12 protein-coding genes are annotated in these 17,581 nt (G+C 32.9%); 4 read left to right on the forward strand and 8 right to left on the reverse strand.

The genetic code is table 11. From position 1 onward, the window contains the following. Positions 1-177: 177 nt before the first annotated feature. Complete coding sequence (locus AC3ITQ_RS02830) at positions 178-1,626, forward strand: serine hydrolase (RefSeq protein ID WP_489236729.1); 1,449 nt, start codon at positions 178-180, stop codon at positions 1,624-1,626. Between the two features lie 159 nt (positions 1,627-1,785). Next, on the forward strand, positions 1,786-2,235 hold the full coding sequence (locus tag AC3ITQ_RS02835; protein WP_489236730.1) for a hypothetical protein: 450 nt from the start codon (positions 1,786-1,788) through the stop codon (positions 2,233-2,235). Positions 2,236-2,330: 95 nt separating this feature from the next. Here AC3ITQ_RS02835 and AC3ITQ_RS02840 read toward each other — a convergent pair whose 3' ends face one another. Further along, a complete protein-coding gene (locus tag AC3ITQ_RS02840) occupies positions 2,331-4,718 on the reverse strand; it encodes a penicillin acylase family protein (protein WP_489236731.1) in 2,388 nt (795 codons plus the stop codon). Positions 4,719-4,831: 113 nt separating this feature from the next. Between AC3ITQ_RS02840 and AC3ITQ_RS02845 the strand changes: the two genes are divergently transcribed. Further along, positions 4,832-6,394, forward strand: a complete 1,563-nt coding sequence (locus AC3ITQ_RS02845) for a hypothetical protein (RefSeq protein ID WP_489236732.1) — start codon at positions 4,832-4,834, stop codon at positions 6,392-6,394. 159 nt (positions 6,395-6,553) lie between these two features. Then, positions 6,554-8,365, forward strand: a complete 1,812-nt coding sequence (locus tag AC3ITQ_RS02850; protein ID WP_489236733.1) for a hypothetical protein — start codon at positions 6,554-6,556, stop codon at positions 8,363-8,365. A gap of 56 nt (positions 8,366-8,421) precedes the next feature. Here AC3ITQ_RS02850 and AC3ITQ_RS02855 read toward each other — a convergent pair whose 3' ends face one another. From AC3ITQ_RS02855 to AC3ITQ_RS02885, 7 genes are all read right to left on the reverse strand, one after another. Continuing rightward, positions 8,422-8,847, reverse strand: a complete 426-nt coding sequence (locus AC3ITQ_RS02855; RefSeq protein ID WP_489236734.1) for a YMGG-like glycine zipper-containing protein — start codon at positions 8,845-8,847, stop codon at positions 8,422-8,424. 238 nt (positions 8,848-9,085) lie between these two features. Next, on the reverse strand, positions 9,086-10,363 hold the full coding sequence (gene kynU, locus AC3ITQ_RS02860) for a kynureninase (protein WP_489236735.1): 1,278 nt from the start codon (positions 10,361-10,363) through the stop codon (positions 9,086-9,088). A gap of 174 nt (positions 10,364-10,537) precedes the next feature. Next, positions 10,538-11,587, reverse strand: coding sequence for a tRNA preQ1(34) S-adenosylmethionine ribosyltransferase-isomerase QueA (queA, locus tag AC3ITQ_RS02865; RefSeq protein ID WP_026983475.1), 1,050 nt, complete (start codon positions 11,585-11,587; stop codon positions 10,538-10,540). 340 nt (positions 11,588-11,927) lie between these two features. After that, a complete protein-coding gene (gene aroA, locus AC3ITQ_RS02870) occupies positions 11,928-13,151 on the reverse strand; it encodes a 3-phosphoshikimate 1-carboxyvinyltransferase (protein ID WP_489236736.1) in 1,224 nt (407 codons plus the stop codon). Positions 13,152-13,285: 134 nt separating this feature from the next. Beyond that, a complete protein-coding gene (locus AC3ITQ_RS02875) occupies positions 13,286-13,612 on the reverse strand; it encodes a nucleotide pyrophosphohydrolase (protein ID WP_012022600.1) in 327 nt (108 codons plus the stop codon). A gap of 2 nt (positions 13,613-13,614) precedes the next feature. Next, a complete protein-coding gene (locus AC3ITQ_RS02880; RefSeq protein ID WP_489236737.1) occupies positions 13,615-15,606 on the reverse strand; it encodes a DUF3858 domain-containing protein in 1,992 nt (663 codons plus the stop codon). 1 nt (position 15,607) lies between these two features. Then, positions 15,608-17,578 (reverse strand): DUF3858 domain-containing protein, encoded by a 1,971-nt coding sequence (locus tag AC3ITQ_RS02885; RefSeq protein WP_489236738.1) that lies wholly within the window; start codon positions 17,576-17,578, stop codon positions 15,608-15,610. Positions 17,579-17,581 lie beyond the last annotated feature (3 nt).

Here is a 17,581-nt window from a genome sequence, read left to right on the forward strand (position 1 = left end):
TGCTGTGAAACCAAATCGCTTTTGAATCGTCTAACAAGAATCGAACGCGAACATCATCATCCTTTTTAATTTGTACATTCGTATAACAAACTAAAATTTAGATGATTAAATAGTTTCAATCATCAATCAAAAATCAAACAACGAATCATTAATCTTAATCAATAATCATCAATGACCATGAACAAATCAATCAAACTAATTGCAGTGTGTTTTATAGCTGCACTTTCTACTTTTAGCGTTTTAGCACAAGACAAAGCAAAACAAATTGATGCACTTTTAAGCAAATACAAAGAATATGGTCAATTAAATGGATCGGCACTTGTATCTGAAAATGGAAAAGTTATTCTAAAAAAAGGATATGGTTCTGCCAACATGGAATGGAATATTCCAAATCAGCCTGATACCAAATTCAGATTAGGTTCGATAAGCAAACAATTTACGGCTTTCTTACTTGTTAAACTTGCAGAAGACGGAAAACTAAAACTTGATGTTCCGATAACGACTTATTTACCTGATTATCCAAAAGCAAACGGTGATAAAATAACGATTCATCATTTGTTAACACATACTTCCGGAATTCCAAATTATACCTCGGCTCCAAATTTCTTTAAAGAGAAAAGTAGAAACCCTTATTCACCAGAAGAATTTGTAAAAACATTTTCTAGTTTGCCACTTGAATTTACGCCTGGTGAAAAATTCAATTATAGCAATTCCGGTTATTTTTTACTAGGATATATTATCGAAAAAGTTTCAGGCAAAACCTATGAGCAATATTTGCAGGAAACTATTCTTACACCTTTAAAAATGGTTAATACAGGATATGATCACAGTGACGTTATACTCAAAAACAGAGCAGCAGGTTACGAAAAACAAGGCAAAAAAATTGTGAATTCTGCTTATTTAGATATGAGTATTCCGTATGCAGCAGGATCTTTATACTCAACTGTTGAAGATTTATATATTTGGGATCAGGCGCTTTATACTACCAAATTGCTTTCTGAAAAATCTATGGAATCGTTGTTCAAACCTTATATAAAAGCCGGAGGTGGTTCTTACGGCTACGGATGGTTTTTAGAAGAAACTACAAATGGAGAAAAACCTAAATTAAAAATCATTGAACACGGTGGTGGAATTAACGGATTCAATACGGTTATTTCTCGCATTCCTGCCGATAAAAATCTAGTAGTTTTATTAAATAATACTGGCGGAACTATTCTTGATGAAATGAACGCAGGCATTAGAGCTATTTTATACAACCAGCCTTTTGATCAGCCTAAAAAATCTTTGGCATTAGAACTTTTAAATGTCTACTCAGAGAAAGGCGCTGCCGCCGGAACTGACACTTATAAAAAACTAAAAAAGGATCCAACTTATGGTATTAAAGAAAATGAAATAAATGGTGTTGGATATCAATTATTACAAAACGGGAAAAAGAAAGAAGCGATTGAAGTTTTCAAAATCAATGTCGAGAACTTTCCTAAATCTGGCAATGTTTATGACAGTCTTGGTGAAGCTTATTTAGCCGATGGAGACAAAAACATGGCTATTGCGAATTATAGCAAATCTATTGAACTGGACCCACAAAATGAAGCAGGGAAAAAGGTTTTAGCAGAAATTTCAAAATAATAAAATAGCAGACCTCAAAAATTACAAAACCAACTTCGATAGTGCCAATTAAAAAAGGTATTATCGAAGTTTTTTTTGTTACAATTTCTAACAATCAAGTTTGATAATTTATTTTAAAAAACACTATTTTAGCCCCGCCCAAAAACATTAAAATAACCTATGAAAAATTTAAAAAAGTTCGCCTTTTTAGCTTTATTGCTATGTCTTTTTATTCCAACTATTTCAATTTCTCAAACAAATCCTCCACCTCCGGCAATGCCGACTCAGCAAAATAAAATTATAGTCGACAGAATTATCGAAGCGGCGCATTATAAAGCTTATGTTGTTGATTATTGCTTAACGAAAATAAATGAAACTTCTGCTAAAGAAGGCTGGAACGAGCAAAAAGCAATGGAAATTTCAGAAAGTATCAATTACAAAAATTTCAGAGACGCCATCTACAATATTTTTGCTTTTTATGATGAAGTCGAACTAGAGACTTTATTAAAAGCTTACGAAAAAGATACTGCGTATCAGACCACAAACATTATGACAACAAATAAAGTGTTGCTTAATAATCTGAATATTTTTGCAAATGATATTGTTAAGGGGAAATATATCTCTAAGTAAGGGGCTAAGATTCTAAGATATTAAGGTTCTAAGGTTTTTATACTAAACCTTAGAACCTAACTTGAAACAAAGAAAACCTGAAACTTGAAACCTTTTTACTTTTTTGGTTTCAAAACCAACTTCGTTGATGTTTTTATGATTTCTTCTTTATTCAGTTTCATTTTTCTGAATTTTCCGGCGTTAAACATTTCGGCCTGATCGTGATAATGTTCGCTAAATGGGTTTCCGGATTGTCCTGTTGGGATAATGCTCCAGCTGTTTTCAACATCAGAGAAATCTACAACCCTTCTGGTTGAAGGGCCGCCTTTTACGTAATATTTCCCTTCGTCATTAAAACCAAAAAACTGGTTATTAATCACTTCATTTGATCCGGGAGCGGCAAATGGTCCAACATTGAATAATTTGCGAAGTGCAGCCACTTTTCCAAGCGGATGTTCGTGTTCTACAGTATGTACTTTTCCCCAATTCCAATCGGAAATAGTATTTCCTAATTGTGTTGTAAGTTGCGAAACGGCATCATGAAACGATTTTGAAACAATTTGATTTCTGGTTTCTTTTACATTTTTGGTTTTGATATTATCCCACCAAAGTGAACTCTCATTAACAATTTGTCTGGCAATGATTTGTTTTCCTAAATGTGTTCCAAGAAAAATAGTAAAATCTTCCTTACCCATTTCGTCTTCAAAAGTATTTTTCAAGTACAAATAAATCCATTTGTTGTAAATAGTTGGGGCAACATCTTCTAAATTGGCACTTCCTTTCCATGCTTTCAAAACATTCAGTACTTCTTTTTCTTCAGTTGAAACCGATTTAGCATCCAGATTCGCAATTAAATTCTGAACAACTCCAGTCGCAACAGAAGATGTATTATCAAAAATCATTTTACTAATCGCTTCTTTGTCCCAATCTGATTTTGCATCCATTAAACCTGAAATTCTTTTGGCGCGATCTTCAGGCAAATAATAGCCAGGGTATAAATAACCATCAACAGCTTCCGGTTGATTATTGGCCGAATATACATAACCCCATTTCGGATTTTCAGCCGATGGATTTTTAGTAAAATCTAAATATTCTGTAATATCTTCTTTTCCGCTGGCACCATCTAAAATAAAAAATGAATCTACTCCTTTATTGTGTTTATAAAGCGTTCCTGTCGCCCACCAGGCCACATTTCCTTTGGCATCGCCATACATTACATTCAATCCCGGTGCAGCAACCAATTGTACGGCTTTTCTAAAATCGTCTTTACTTTTCGCATGCGAAAGTCCGTAAACTGCATCCAGAATCTGAATGGGTTGTTGGGTATAAATCCAGGACATTGCGATTGGCTTTTTGCTTTTTAGGTTTGCTAGCAAATCATTCATAATTGGTCCGTGTCGACTTGACTTAACCGTTAAAACCACATCTGAAGTATCTTTTATTTTTATTGTTTTTTTTCTGGATTCATAAGCAGCAAAACCGGTTGGTGTTTGGTATTGATTGGCATCATCCGTTTTGTTTGTTTCCTGATAAAAATCGATATCATCGTTTTCAAACATTGTCAAACCGTAAGCATAATCACGATTGTGGGCCAATAACGGAAATGGAGTTCCTGCCAAATAACAACCATACAATTCATGATCTGGCGTTATTAAATGGGCTTCATACCAGGTGGCCGGTTGCGAAAACCCAATATGAGGATCATTCGCAAAAATAACTTTTTTGTTTTTTGTTCTATTTGGTCCTACGACCCAACTGTTACTACCCACAAATGGTGGTATTGGAGATTTATCCAACAAACTTGCAACTGATTTTGAAATCTCGCTGTACTCTTCCAGATTCTCTTTTGAGCTTCTAATTTTGGTTGTATTAAATTCTCCTTCAATTCCCAAATCTTTAATATATCCAGCGCCATATTTGGCACGAAGATCAGTCAATAACGGATCTGTTTTTTGAGCCATCGCAAAACTGAAAGACATATATCCAAAAATATTATAAACGTCTTTTATCGTAAATTTTTCCTTTTTTACACCCACCAAAGTAAACTCGATTGGCGTTACGCCTTCCTCCAAATATTGATTTATTCCATCCAGATAGGCCAACGTTAACTTATAGCTTTCACTATTTTTATCTAATTTGGCAATGGCTTTCGCCGATGCTTCTTCGATACCAATTCCGGAGAAAAACATATCATTTTTAAGTGCAACTGATCCGAATATTTCTGATAATCTTCCCGGTGCAATTCTTCGAAGCAATTCCATTTGCCATAATCTTTCCTGTGCGTGAACATAACCCAAAGCTGTCATTGCATCTTTTTCAGAATCAGCATAAATATGAGGAACCCCAAAGTCATCAAAATAAACTGTGGTTTCTTTCTGCAGATTTTTCAACTCTAATTCACCTTCATATTTAGGCTTCAAATGAAAAATATAGGCACATAAACCTATTCCTAAAAGGACAATTATGATTACTACAACCAACAGTATTTTTTTAATTTTCTTCATATTTAAAAAAGTATAGGTACAAATGATTCGATAATGATGTAACTTAAAGACGTAATCCTATAAGAACATCATTGTTTAAAAGTCTAAATTTATATTTAAAATCAATACAATAAATGTCAATCTACAAAAAAATAGCGATCGGTGTAATTTCAATCTTTGTTTTTGTGCTATTAATCAATTTCGGACTGAATTATTGGATTAAAAAACAGCTGCCGATTATTATTGAAGAAAAAAACAAAACGGCTTATCATATTAATTATGAGAAAATTGAAGTTTCACTTTGGTCGAGAAATATCTATGCTCAGACTTTATTAGTTCATCCAAAAAATCAGCTTGAAAACAGCAAAGTAAAGACAGGGATTTTTTCTAAAATTGAATCTATTACCATTAAACATTTTAATATTTGGGATTTGGCTTTTCGCGATGTTATTCAGGCTGAAAGCATCATCATTAATAAACCCAGAGTTATTTTATATAAAAAGAATGACAAGCTTTTAAACAACAGCAAAAGCATTCGAACTGAAATTATTGAGCCGTTTCGAAAAGTCGTTGCGGTTTCGAATATTTATTTAAACGACGGAAGCGTTGATATTGTTTACTTAAAAAATAATAAACCAATTTTCAGTGTCAAAAATATTCTGCTGAAACTCGAAGGTATTTTAATCACAGATGCAACCTTAAAGGAAAAAATCCCGATGCAGTATGAAAAATACGTTTTGGTTTGTGATAGTTTATACTATAAACCAAATCAATTTTACAGAATGGATATTGGTCAAATCAGCACGGAAAACAATTTTCTGAAAGTAAAGAAGTTTTCAATGCTGCCCGAATATAACCGAAAAACCTTTGTTCAAAAACTAGAAAAAGAAAAAGATATTTATACGCTAAAAATAGATTCCATCCACATCAACAAAATGGATTGGGGATTTAAAAATGATCGTTTTTTCTTCAAGGCAAATTCGATTGTGATGAATCATTTTGACGCGAATATTTATCGTGGAAAAATGCCAAAAGATGATTTAAGTAAAAAATACCTTTATAATCATTTATTGCGAAACCTTAAATTTCCTTTACAAATTGATACGTTACAGGTTTTGAAATCAAAACTGGTTTATGAGGAAGAAATTGATTTTTCTAAAGGTCCCGGAAAATTAAATTTTGATCATTTTAATTTACAGGCAACCAACCTTCGAAGTGGTTTCGGTTTAAAAAAGACTGCCGATGTGAAAATCAAAATCAATTGTCAATTCATGAAAACTTCGCCTTTAGATGTTGACTGGAGTTTTAATGTGTTGGATCAAAAGGACAATTTTCATATTCAGGGCGTTATTTCAAATTTTGACATTGCGGCTATGGGTGCTTTCAGTAAACCTTACATGAATGCTTCCTTTACTGGAGTTTTCAATAAATATAGATTCAATTTTTATGGAAATGATAATGTTTCAAAAGGAAATGCATCTTTAGATTATGATGATTTAAAAGTCAAATTATACAAGAAAAAAGATCCTGAAAAAGAAGCTAAGTTAAAATCTGCGATCGTTAATTTATTGGTCAAAAATGATTCAAAAGAAAAAGCCAAAACAGCTGATATTGAATTAGAACGAATCCAGGAAAAGTCCTTTTATAATTTTTTATGGAGAAGCATTGCAGAATCTTTAAAGAAGATTTTGATTTAGTTTTAAGAATATTTTTCCGCTACGAATTCACGAATTTATTAGATTATAATTCGTGAATTCGTGGCGACTTTTTTTACCGCATTATATTGTAAACTGATAATTATCAGCTTTTTTTAAAATCCTTTTTCCAACATTTGTTTTTATTTTAATTGAAAACAAATGAAAAAAACACCCTTACATACTTTCCATATTCCGGTGATGGGGCTTGCTTATACGATTGACAGTCCGATTAGAGTAGCGCAATATGGAATTTCATCGGTAATTTCGATTGCTGATGATGATCTCATTGAGAAAATGCGTAATTTCTATAGCACGAAATTTAATCTTCCCTACGAAGAAATAAGTCAGAAATTTCACGATTATCGTGCGGAAAGAATTACATCCTATTTAAATCTAGTCGACAAAATTGTCAAACAAAAATTTGAAAGTTTTAAAACGGAATTAGCTGAAAGTAAAACTGCTGTAGAAAACTTTATGTCGATGTTACCCAATACTTCAGACATCAAAAAAGGTTTTCAAAATTTACTGGAAGACGGAATTTCATTCAAGGAAAATATTCAAAATTATATTGAATCGCATCTTTCTGTTGGAGAAATTGATGTGAATATCATGACGAAACTAGACAAGGATAATTTCATTAAAAACGAACAATTACCGCTTGAATTTAATGATGCCCATGCAGCCTTAAGAGGTTTTGCAAACAGTAATCTTGAATCCTCAGTCGTACTTTCTGCCGGAATGAACCCAAGGCTATATAGTTATTTTGAGAATTTTTCTGATTTCTTTCCGAATGAAAATAATCAACTTAAGAAGAAAATTATTCTAAAAGTAAGTGATTTCCGTTCCGCTATGATTCAGGGAAATTTTTTAGCCAAAAAAGGACTTTGGGTTTCTGAGTATAGAATTGAATCAGGCCTAAATTGTGGAGGACATGCTTTTGCTACCGACGGACTTTTATTAGGTACAATCCTCGAGGAATTCAAACAGAGAAAAGAGCAGTTAATTCAATCCGCCCATGAATTAATGGTAAAGGCATTACAGCAAAAAGGAGCGTCTTTTCCTGATCAACCTTTAAATCTAAAAATTACAGTTCAGGGCGGCGTTGGTACTTCTGAAGAACATGAATTTTTATTGGATACTTACAATGTCGACTCTGTAGGCTGGGGAACACCATTTTTATTGGTTCCAGAAGCCACTTCTGTCGATCAGACCACACGAAATTTATTGATCAAAGCCAAAGAAAGAGATTTATATTTAAGTCATATTTCACCTTTGGGAGTTCCATTTAATACTTTGAAAGGAACAACAAATGAAATTTTGAAACAGAAACGAATTCACGAAAATAAAGCTGGAAGTTCATGCCCGAAAAAATTTCTGGCACTAAGCAAAGAATATGATCCACACGGAATTTGCACTGCTTCAAAAAAATATCAGGACATCAAATTAGCAGAATTAGAAAACATAAAAGAAACACTTTCTGCCGATGCCTTTAAAAAATCAAAAATAAAAATCACTGAAAAATCGTGTTTATGTGTTGGTTTGGCCAATTCCTCCTATTTAGAAAATGATATCAAAATAAAAGGTCAGGCGCAAGGTGTTGTAATTTGCCCTGGGCCTAATATGGCTTACTTTGATCAGGAAGTTTCTTTGAAACATATGGTAGAACACATTTACGGAAATAAGTCGGTTTTAAGGGCTAATAATCGTCCCAATTTATTTGTAAAGGAATTGAAAATGTATGTTGAATACTTTAGAAATGAGATTGAAACTATTTCAGGAGAAATCACCGCCAATCAGCTTAAGAAATTGAATAGCTTTAAAGCAAATCTTTTAGAAGGAATTGAATATTATCACAATTTGTTTGAATCTACTTTTTATTTTAAAAGTGAGACTGAAAAAATTAAATATCAAATTGATTTTTATAAGTTAGAACTAACCTCTATAGAAGTTCCTTCGCATGAAATGGCATAAAAAGAAACCCCGATTTAGAGTTCTAAACCGGGGTTTCTTTTTTATATAATTATATTTTATTCTTTCTTTTTACTGCCATCGATTATGGCACCTGTTCCGGCTCCAACTCCGGCTCCGGCCAAACCACCAATAATGGCACCTTCACCTTTTTTCTTACTAATGATGGCTCCAGTTGCAGCACCAACTCCGGCACCAATTACAGCCCCTTTAGCGGTAGAACTCCAACCTTTCTTTTTGGTTGTTGTGGTTGTTGTTGCGGTTCCGTCTTGTTGATGAACTACTACAACTTTTTGTGCTTCTACTTTCTGTTCTTCTTGGATTTGAGCCATTTCCGTTTTCATGGAATCAATAACACGCTGTTTATTGATTTCAACTTTCATGGAATCAATGCTGGCTTGTTTTGCTTTATTAATATCTTCTTTTCCTTGGTTTTGACAAGAAACAATAGATAATACGGCAAATAATATATAAAAGGCTTTCATGATTGTAGTTTTAATGATTATACACTACAAAGTAAAGGAGATACTTTTTGTTGATGTTATATGATTTGGAAGAAAGCTTACAGAATTTCATGATCTGACATTTTAACCGCAAAGATCGCAAGGTTTTTACGAAAGGTTCGCAAAGTTACCTCCTGTCTATAATGGCAAAGTCGCGAAGTCACAAAGAAATAAAACTTTGCGCCTTCGCGACTTTACGAAATTCTTTCTTATAGCTAACTTATTTTCCTAAAATTCCTTGTTTTAAAATTTGTCCAAAATCGTACATATCTTCATATGAGCAATATAAAGGAACCGGAGCTAAACGAATTACATTTGGTTCACGCCAGTCGGTAATAACTCCGTTTTTCATTAAATAGTCGAATAAACTTCTTCCTTCTCCATGTAAAAAGACAGATAATTGAGAAGCTCTTTCCAAAGGATTTGAAGGTGTAATAACTTCGAAATTACCTTTAACTTCTTTATCAATTTCATGTAAAATGTATTCTAAGTAAGATGTAATATGGTCTCTTTTGGCAATTAAAGCATCCATTCCAACTTCAGCAAACATTTCTACTGATGCTAAATAAGGCGCTAAAGAAAGTACCGGAAGATTACTAATTTGCCACCCTCCAGCTCCGTGAACGGGATCGAAAGTTGGTTCCATTTTAAAACGACGTTCTTTGTTGTGTCCCCACCAACCTGCAAATCTTGGTAAATCAGGATCATTGTGATGTTTTTCGTGAACGAAACATCCAGAAGCATTTCCTGGTCCCGAATTCATGTATTTATAACTGCACCAGGCAGCGAAATCTACATTCCAATCGTGCAATTCTAATTTTATGTTTCCGGCCGCATGCGCTAAATCCCATCCCACTTTTGCTCCAGCTTTTTGTCCGGCTGCTGTAATGGTTTTAATATCGAAAACTTGTCCGGTATAATAGTTTACTCCTCCAATTAAAACTAAAGCCAATTCATCTCCTACTTCTTCAATTTTTGCTAAAACATCTTCCAGACGAATATTATGTTCTCCTTCACGACGTTTGATTTCTACAATTGCATCTTCTGGTTTATATCCATGAAAATGAACCTGACTTTGAAACATGTATTGATCTGAAGGAAAAGCTTTTTCTTCGCAGATAATTTTATAACGTTTGCCTTTTGGCTGGTAAAAAGAAACCATCAATAAATGAAGATTCACAGTCAAAGTATTCATTACCGTAACTTCTGAAGGCAAAGCTCCCACTATTTTACTTAACGGTTCAGCAAATCTTTCCTGATAATCCCACCATGGTTTTTGTGCATAAAAATGACCTTCAACAGCCAGTTCTGCCCAATCGCTCATTACTTCGTCAACATAAGCTTTTGTACGTTTTGGCTGTAATCCTAAAGAATTTCCTGTGAAATAGATTACGCGTTTGTCATTCACTTTCGGGAAAATAAACTCATCCTGATAATGATTTAAAGTGTCTTGCGAATCAAGCTCTCGTGCGAATTCGCGTGTATTTTGAAAAGTCATTGCGTTTTGTTTTGAGGCGTAAAAATAGGGAAATGTTTCTTTTGTTTCAAGTTTCAGGTTTCAAGTTTAACGTTGAGCACAACTTGAAACTTGAAACCTGAAACTTGAAACTTTTAAAACACAAAAAAACCCGTCATGACTGACAGGTTTTTAAATATTTAATACTTCTATAAATTAGATAATCAACATCGCGTCTCCATAAGAATAGAATTTGTATCCCTCTTTGATTGCTTCGTCGTATGCTTTTTTCATTAAATCATGTCCACAGAAAGCAGAAATCATCATTAATAATGTTGATTTTGGTGTGTGGAAATTCGTGATCATGCAGTTTGCGATACTAAAATCGTGAGGAGGAAAAATGAATTTATTTGTCCAACCTTCGTAAGGATTTAAAGTATTTTGAGATGAAACTGAACTTTCAATAGCACGCATTGAAGTTGTTCCAACAGCACAGATACGTTTTTTCTTTGCTTTTGCTTCGTTTACAATATCGCAAGCCTCTTGTTTGATAATCAATTCCTCAGAATCCATTTTGTGTTTCGATAAATCTTCAACCTCAACCGGATTAAAAGTTCCCAAACCAACGTGAAGTGTAACCTCAGCAAAGTTTACTCCTTTGATTTCTAATTTTTTCAAAAGGTGTTTTGAGAAGTGTAAACCTGCAGTTGGTGCAGCAACAGCTCCTTCTTCTTTTGCATAAATAGTTTGGTATCTTTCAGCATCTTCAGCAGTTACTTCTCTGTTGATGTATTTAGGAATTGGAGTTTCTCCAAGTTCTGTTAATTTGTTTCTGAATTCTTCGTAAGAACCGTCATATAAAAAACGTAAAGTTCTACCACGAGAAGTTGTATTGTCAATTACCTCAGCAACTAACGAATCGTCATCACCAAAATAAAGTTTGTTTCCGATACGGATTTTTCTAGCCGGATCAACCAAAACGTCCCAAAGACGTTGCTCTGAATTTAATTCTCTTAATAAGAAAACCTCAATTCTCGCTCCTGTTTTTTCTTTGTTTCCGTACAAACGAGCAGGGAAAACTTTTGTATTGTTAAGAATTAAAACGTCTCCGTCATCAAAATAATTGATAACATCTTTAAACATTTTATGTTCTATAGTTTGTTTTGCACGGTCAATTACCATTAAACGAGACTCATCTCTATTTTCTGCTGGAAATTCCGCTAAAAGTTCTTTTGGTAAATTAAATTGAAAATGTGATAATTTCATATTTGAATTGTTGATTTTAAAGTGTAGATCTTAGATTTTATATCTAAAATTATAAATCGTGTGCAAATATACGATTGTGAGATAGGCGTTGTCAAGTGTTTTGCTGTTTATTTTCAAAAGTCGTTGATTTACTGATGGTTTGAACTCGTTAAAAACTATTATTTTCACCATATAAGAAATATAAGTTCATTTAAATTGGATTCTTTAAGAATTGCAACTCAATTATTTGGCTAAAGCCGAAAAAAGATCATATAAAAAAACCCCTGGTTAAAACCAGGGGCTATTCAAATTACGCTCACTTTGTTTAAATGAACTTATATTTCTTATATGGTGGAAAATTTTACAATTCTGAGATTTGGAAATTCAATGTTTTTAAATCATTCCAAAAATCCGGGTATGATTTTGAAACTACACCGGCATCTTCAATGATTATTGGAACTTTCAGTGCTAATGGTGCAAATGCCATTGCCATACGGTGATCGTTGTAGGTTGCAATTTTCACATTATGGTTGATGTTTTCTGAAGCTGTTAAAGTCAAGGAATCATTTGTTACAGAAACATTAGCGCCTAATTTTGTAAGCTCGATTCTAAGTGCTTCTAATCGATCTGTTTCTTTAATTTTTAAAGTATGAAGACCTGTTAAATGGCAACCGATTCCCAAACCTAAACAAGTCACAACGATTGTTTGCGCAATATCCGGTGTGTTGTTCAATTCAAAATTTACAGTTTCGTATTTGAAATTCTCTTGTTTCACTAAGGTCATTTTGTTGTTCTGAAATGTAGTTTTTACTCCTAATTTCTCATAAAGTGAAACCAACTCAGAATCTCCTTGTAAACTATTTTCTTTATAACTAGTTAAAGTTATTGATGCTGTATCAGCTAAAGCCACTAAACTGAAAAAGTAAGATGCTGAACTCCAATCTGATTCTACAACCATTTCTTTTGAAGCAACGCTTTCCTTCGGATAAACTTTAATTACATTTCCTTCAAAACTGGTTTGAATATCTAAATCATTCAGCAAAGCCAAAGTCATTTTGATATATGGAATAGAAGTAATTTCTCCTTCCAAAGTCAGTTCTAAACCATTTTCTAATTTTGAAGCCACTAATAAAAGTGCTGAAATATACTGGCTACTTACATCTGCTGCCAAAGTTACTTTTGAAGCGGTAACTTTTTTTCCTTTAATTTTTATCGGTGGATAACCTACTTCTTTTTCATATGAAATCTCAACACCTAATTGTGCCAAAGCTTCCACAAGAATTTTTATCGGACGCTCCTGCATTCTGTTTGAACCCGTCATTACTACATCTCTGCCTTCATTCACAGCAAAATAAGCGGTTAAAAAACGCATTGCTGTTCCGGCGTGATGGATATCTACAATTTCGTCATTTCCAATCAAAGCTTTTTGCATTACTTCGCTGTCATCAGAATTTGAAGTATTGGCAAGTGTAATATTTGGAAACAATGCTTTTAACAACAATAAACGATTCGTTTCGCTTTTTGATCCTGTTACTGCAATTTGTCCTTGTAAATTATGTTGAGTTGTTTGAAGTAGTAAATTCATTTTTTTAATTGTAAGTTGTAAATTATGAATTATGAATGATTGCAAACATAATTCAGCCCCGCAATTTACCACTCCCCATTCATAATTCAAAATTCAAAACTCATAATTCAAAACTTATGAGTGATATTTCACAATTATTTTAATTTATCGTTGTTTTTATGACGGTCTTTGTCGCGAACAGACTTTAAATCCATTTTTTTATCAAACGCAGCTTGTAAATCTATTCCGGTTTGGTTAGCCAGACATAAAACTACAAAAACAACATCGGCCAATTCTTCGCCTAAATCTTTGTTTTTATCGCTTTCCTTTTCTGATTGTTCGCCATATCTGCGTGCAATAATTCGGGCTACTTCACCTACTTCTTCGGTAAGTTGCGCCATATTGGTCAATTCGTTAAAATAGCGAACACCGTGCTCTTTTATCCAGGTATCTACATCAAGTTGGGCATTTTTCAAATCCATTGTTATATTTTTTTAAGAACAATTTTTTCATTTTGACTGGCAAGCATTTTCTGGAAAATATCTTTTAATCCGGCATACTCATCAGCTGCAAAAATACTACTGTTAATCTCTTTTACACAACTAATTTGAATTTTATTCCCTTCGTTTGAAATATTAAAAATATAAACGATCTCTTTATCTTCAGAAGAAATACGGATAGGTTTAGGCATTGATTCGACTATATATCCCTCAGGAATATCTAAATTCAAATTGATTTTCTCCTGTGTTGGATAGCCAAAATAAATTGCCATTTGCCTTTTTTCCTGTGTAAAAGGATTTTTAGATTTGGTAAAAAACAAAAGTGGATTTATAAATATTTTGTCTCCAATAATTTCAGATTGATTATCTGAGCTAAAAGAAAAATTCTCTATAATAGGATTGACGAGATTTGTTTCCTTATTTTGAATTGCATAATTTGATATCTTCAAATCTCCTAATTCCGCTTCATATTTTTCAAGATAATTTTCCTGATTTTTATTAGCATTCTGAACCCTGAAACTATAGGCGTCATAATCTGTTCTTTGTACTCTAACCTTTCCTTCTACTTTGCCGGAAGCATCTAATTTGGCTATAGTATTTGAAAATTCTTTAGACAATGAAGCAGGATATAAATCTATTTCCTGCGATTTACCATCTTTCTTAATAAGTCTGCCTTTCCAGTTTAAAACATTTAAGGGAAGAATATTGGGTGACGTAAATTTATGAGTTGCATCCAGCAAAATTTGTTTCCCATCAATTTCAGCGGCTGCAATAACATAATTAAAACCAGTTCTTGTAGGATAAACCGGAACTCCATTTTCTACAGTGCTTACCAGAACCGGATTTACCTCTATCCCTGCCAATTTCAACATATTGATTAAGATAAAATTAATTTCGGCTATGTTCCCGGTTTGGTCCGCATATGCTTTTACAATTCCTTTATCGGTATAATAACCGTTTTCTTCATTCCAGTTCATTTTATTCTGAACGAATTTGAAAATAATATTCAATCTTTCATTGAGAGATTCTACATTGCCTACAAGTGCTTTGACATCTTCTATCAAAAAATCATTTTGACTGAGTTCTTTGCCGAAATCTTTGTCCTTAAAAATTGTTGAGGCTACACCTTCCCATGTCAAAGCATAATCCTTTACAGGCTCATCAGGATATCGTACCCGTTCAAGTTCGAATTGAATACTTCCTTTATAATTATCAATATTATTTACATAAGGTTCAAATAGTAATGGTGAAATATCTTTTCCTGTGTAAAAAGAATTAATTTGTTGGTACGAAATCGTGTTGGTCTGATTATGTTCGTTATCAAAACTTTGGCCTCCTGAGACTAGTTTAGAATCTGATGTTATTGTTGTTTCTCCTGTTAAAATTGTTTTATAGATATAAAACTCAGGAATCTCCGTTTTATATTCAAAATAAACTACCGGAATTTCATATTGAAAATCAAAATCAGGAAGCTTCACAATATTCTCTGATTTCAAAATGTATTTGTACTCAATAATCGACCCGACTTTTACATTTGGTAATGTTATGGTTTTTTCGTTCCAGTATTTATTTACCTTTTTCTTAAAAGTACCTTGATTGTCCATTTTTGTTTTAACAATTACTCCATTTTCTAAATTATAAGTAATAGCTTGTGAAAACTCCAATTGGTCGTCGTTTAACTTTTCGTAGCCAATATAAAACCTTACTTTTTGATCAGCCCAGCGAAGTCCTTCCTTTTTATAAATTTTAATTTTAAATTCATAAACATGATTAGCTGAAAAACCATTCTTTTTATTATAAGTAAAAAAGGTTTTTCCTTTTTTAAACAAAATAGCTGCTGCCGCAGTTGTGTCTTTTCGATTTACTTTTTCTTTTAATTCTTCAACCGTTACTTTTCCTAGTTTATTGTCCTGTGCATTAATTTTAGAAAGGCAACAAAATAAAACAATAACAAATACATTTTTTTGGAATTTCATACTAGATTCTTTTTAGAACTATTTTCTCATTTTGACTCACAATTATATTCTGAAAGAAGTCTTTCAACATGTCGTAATCATCGGTAGCAAAAATATATTTGTTTATTTCCTTCACAACCTGAATATGTACTTTATTTTCTTCAGAAATCATATTCATTGTATAAGAGGCATCTCTATTTTCTGTTACAATTCGCATTGGCTTTGGAAGCGATTCAACAACGAAACCATTCGGAATATCTAAAAAAACGTTATAAGTTTCCTGACCCGGATACCCAAAATAAATAGGCATATGTCTCTTTTCCTGCTTAAATGGATTAGTGACATCAGTAAAAAAAAGTACTGGTTTTAAAAATATTTTCCCACCAATAATATCATAAGAATTTCTGGCCTTAAAATTAAATTCCTCCTGCACTGGTTTTGATAAATCTCCAATTTTATTCTCAATTTTATAGTCTTCGATTTCAATCTTACCTAAATCGTTCTCTAATTTTTCCAAATAAGAATTCTCGTTATTATTTGAATTTATTTCTCTAAATCGAAGTGCCTCATAGTCCGTTTTCTTGATGCGTAACCTTCCGTCAATTTCACCCAGATCAGGGTTTATACTTGCTGTTATTGTATAATTTTCTTTTGAAGTTATTTTTGGAATCAGGTCAATTTCCTGAGAAGAGCCATCTTCTTTGATAAGTCTCCCTTTCCAGTTTAAAACATTTAATGGCAGAATATTAGGTGTCGTAAACTTACTTGTAGCATCAAGCAAAATTTTCTGACCCTCAATTTCAGCAGCACCAATGATATAATTAAAAACAGTTCGATTTGGAAATACAGGAACGCCATTTTCAACAGTGCTTACTAAAACCGGATTTACTTCGATTCCTGCAGTTTTCAACATCGAAATGAGAATGAAATTTATTTCGGCAATATTTCCTGATTTCTCTTCATAAGCTTTTTTTACGCCTTTATCTACCAAATACCCTTTCTTTCCGGTCCAGTTCATTCTGGATTGAACAAACTGAAAAATCAAACTTAAACGTTCTTTTTTAGAGTCTGTCTTCTGTAATATTTCTTTTAAATCAGCTGAATAATAATCCCTTTGTTTAAGTTCTTCTCCAAAATCTTTACTCTTATAAATTGAAGTTGCGACACCTTCCCATGTATTGGTATAATTTACAACTGGTTTATCAGGATATCTTTCTCTTTCCAATTCGTTTTGAATCGATCCTTTATAATTATTTATATTATCAACGAATCGTTCTTCATTAAGTGCCGGAATATCTTTTGAAGTATAGAAACTGTTAATCTGTTTGTAACCACTTGCAAATACCTGACTGCTCAAAACTATTTCTGCATTTGTTTCTATTTTTGAAGTTCCAACAAGCAAGGATTTATAAATAAAGAATTCAGGAATCTCTGTTTTATATTCAAAATAATTGACCGGAATATTATATTGAAAATCAAAATCAGGAAGTTTTACTATGTTTTCTGATTTCAAAACATATTTAAATTCTATAACAGAACCCACTTTTACATTTGGCAAAGTAATAGTAGCCTGGTTCCAATATTTGTTTATTTTACTTTTGAAACTCCCCTCACTATTCAGTTTGGTTTTTACAATTTCTCCATTTTCCAGATTGTATGTTGCAGCATTAGAAAAATTCACAGTATCATCATTCAGATTCTCATATCCTACATAATAAGAAACTTCCTGATTCGCCCATTTTAATCCTTCTTTTTTATAAATTTTAATCCTGAATTCATAAACGTTATTAGCGACGATACCCTTACCTTGACTGTAAGTAAAAAAGGTCCTTCCCTTTTTAAACAAAATAGCGGCCGGAGCCGCTGTATCTTTTGCATTCGATTTTTCTTGTAATTCAGCAATTGTAACTTTTCCCAACTCATAATTTTGAGCATTGACTTTTGAAGCCCCAAAAACCAATAAAGCTGATACAACCATTAATCGTAATCTCATTTT

The organism is Flavobacterium sp. KH_001, from assembly GCF_057840745.1.

Bases quoted from the DNA above. Each gene is read 5' to 3' on its own strand.
- AC3ITQ_RS02830 (WP_489236729.1), top strand. From the start codon at position 178: ATGAACAAATCAATCAAACTAATTGCAGTGTGTTTTATAGCTGCACTT.
- AC3ITQ_RS02835 (WP_489236730.1), top strand. From the start codon at position 1,786: ATGAAAAATTTAAAAAAGTTCGCCTTTTTAGCTTTATTGCTATGTCTT.
- AC3ITQ_RS02840 (WP_489236731.1), bottom strand. From the start codon at position 4,718: ATGAAGAAAATTAAAAAAATACTGTTGGTTGTAGTAATCATAATTGTC.
- AC3ITQ_RS02845 (WP_489236732.1), top strand. From the start codon at position 4,832: ATGTCAATCTACAAAAAAATAGCGATCGGTGTAATTTCAATCTTTGTT.
- AC3ITQ_RS02850 (WP_489236733.1), top strand. From the start codon at position 6,554: ATGAAAAAAACACCCTTACATACTTTCCATATTCCGGTGATGGGGCTT.
- AC3ITQ_RS02855 (WP_489236734.1), bottom strand. From the start codon at position 8,847: ATGAAAGCCTTTTATATATTATTTGCCGTATTATCTATTGTTTCTTGT.
- kynU (WP_489236735.1), bottom strand. From the start codon at position 10,363: ATGACTTTTCAAAATACACGCGAATTCGCACGAGAGCTTGATTCGCAA.
- queA (WP_026983475.1), bottom strand. From the start codon at position 11,587: ATGAAATTATCACATTTTCAATTTAATTTACCAAAAGAACTTTTAGCG.
- aroA (WP_489236736.1), bottom strand. From the start codon at position 13,151: ATGAATTTACTACTTCAAACAACTCAACATAATTTACAAGGACAAATT.
- AC3ITQ_RS02875 (WP_012022600.1), bottom strand. From the start codon at position 13,612: ATGGATTTGAAAAATGCCCAACTTGATGTAGATACCTGGATAAAAGAG.
- AC3ITQ_RS02880 (WP_489236737.1), bottom strand. From the start codon at position 15,606: ATGAAATTCCAAAAAAATGTATTTGTTATTGTTTTATTTTGTTGCCTT.
- AC3ITQ_RS02885 (WP_489236738.1), bottom strand. From the start codon at position 17,578: ATGAGATTACGATTAATGGTTGTATCAGCTTTATTGGTTTTTGGGGCT.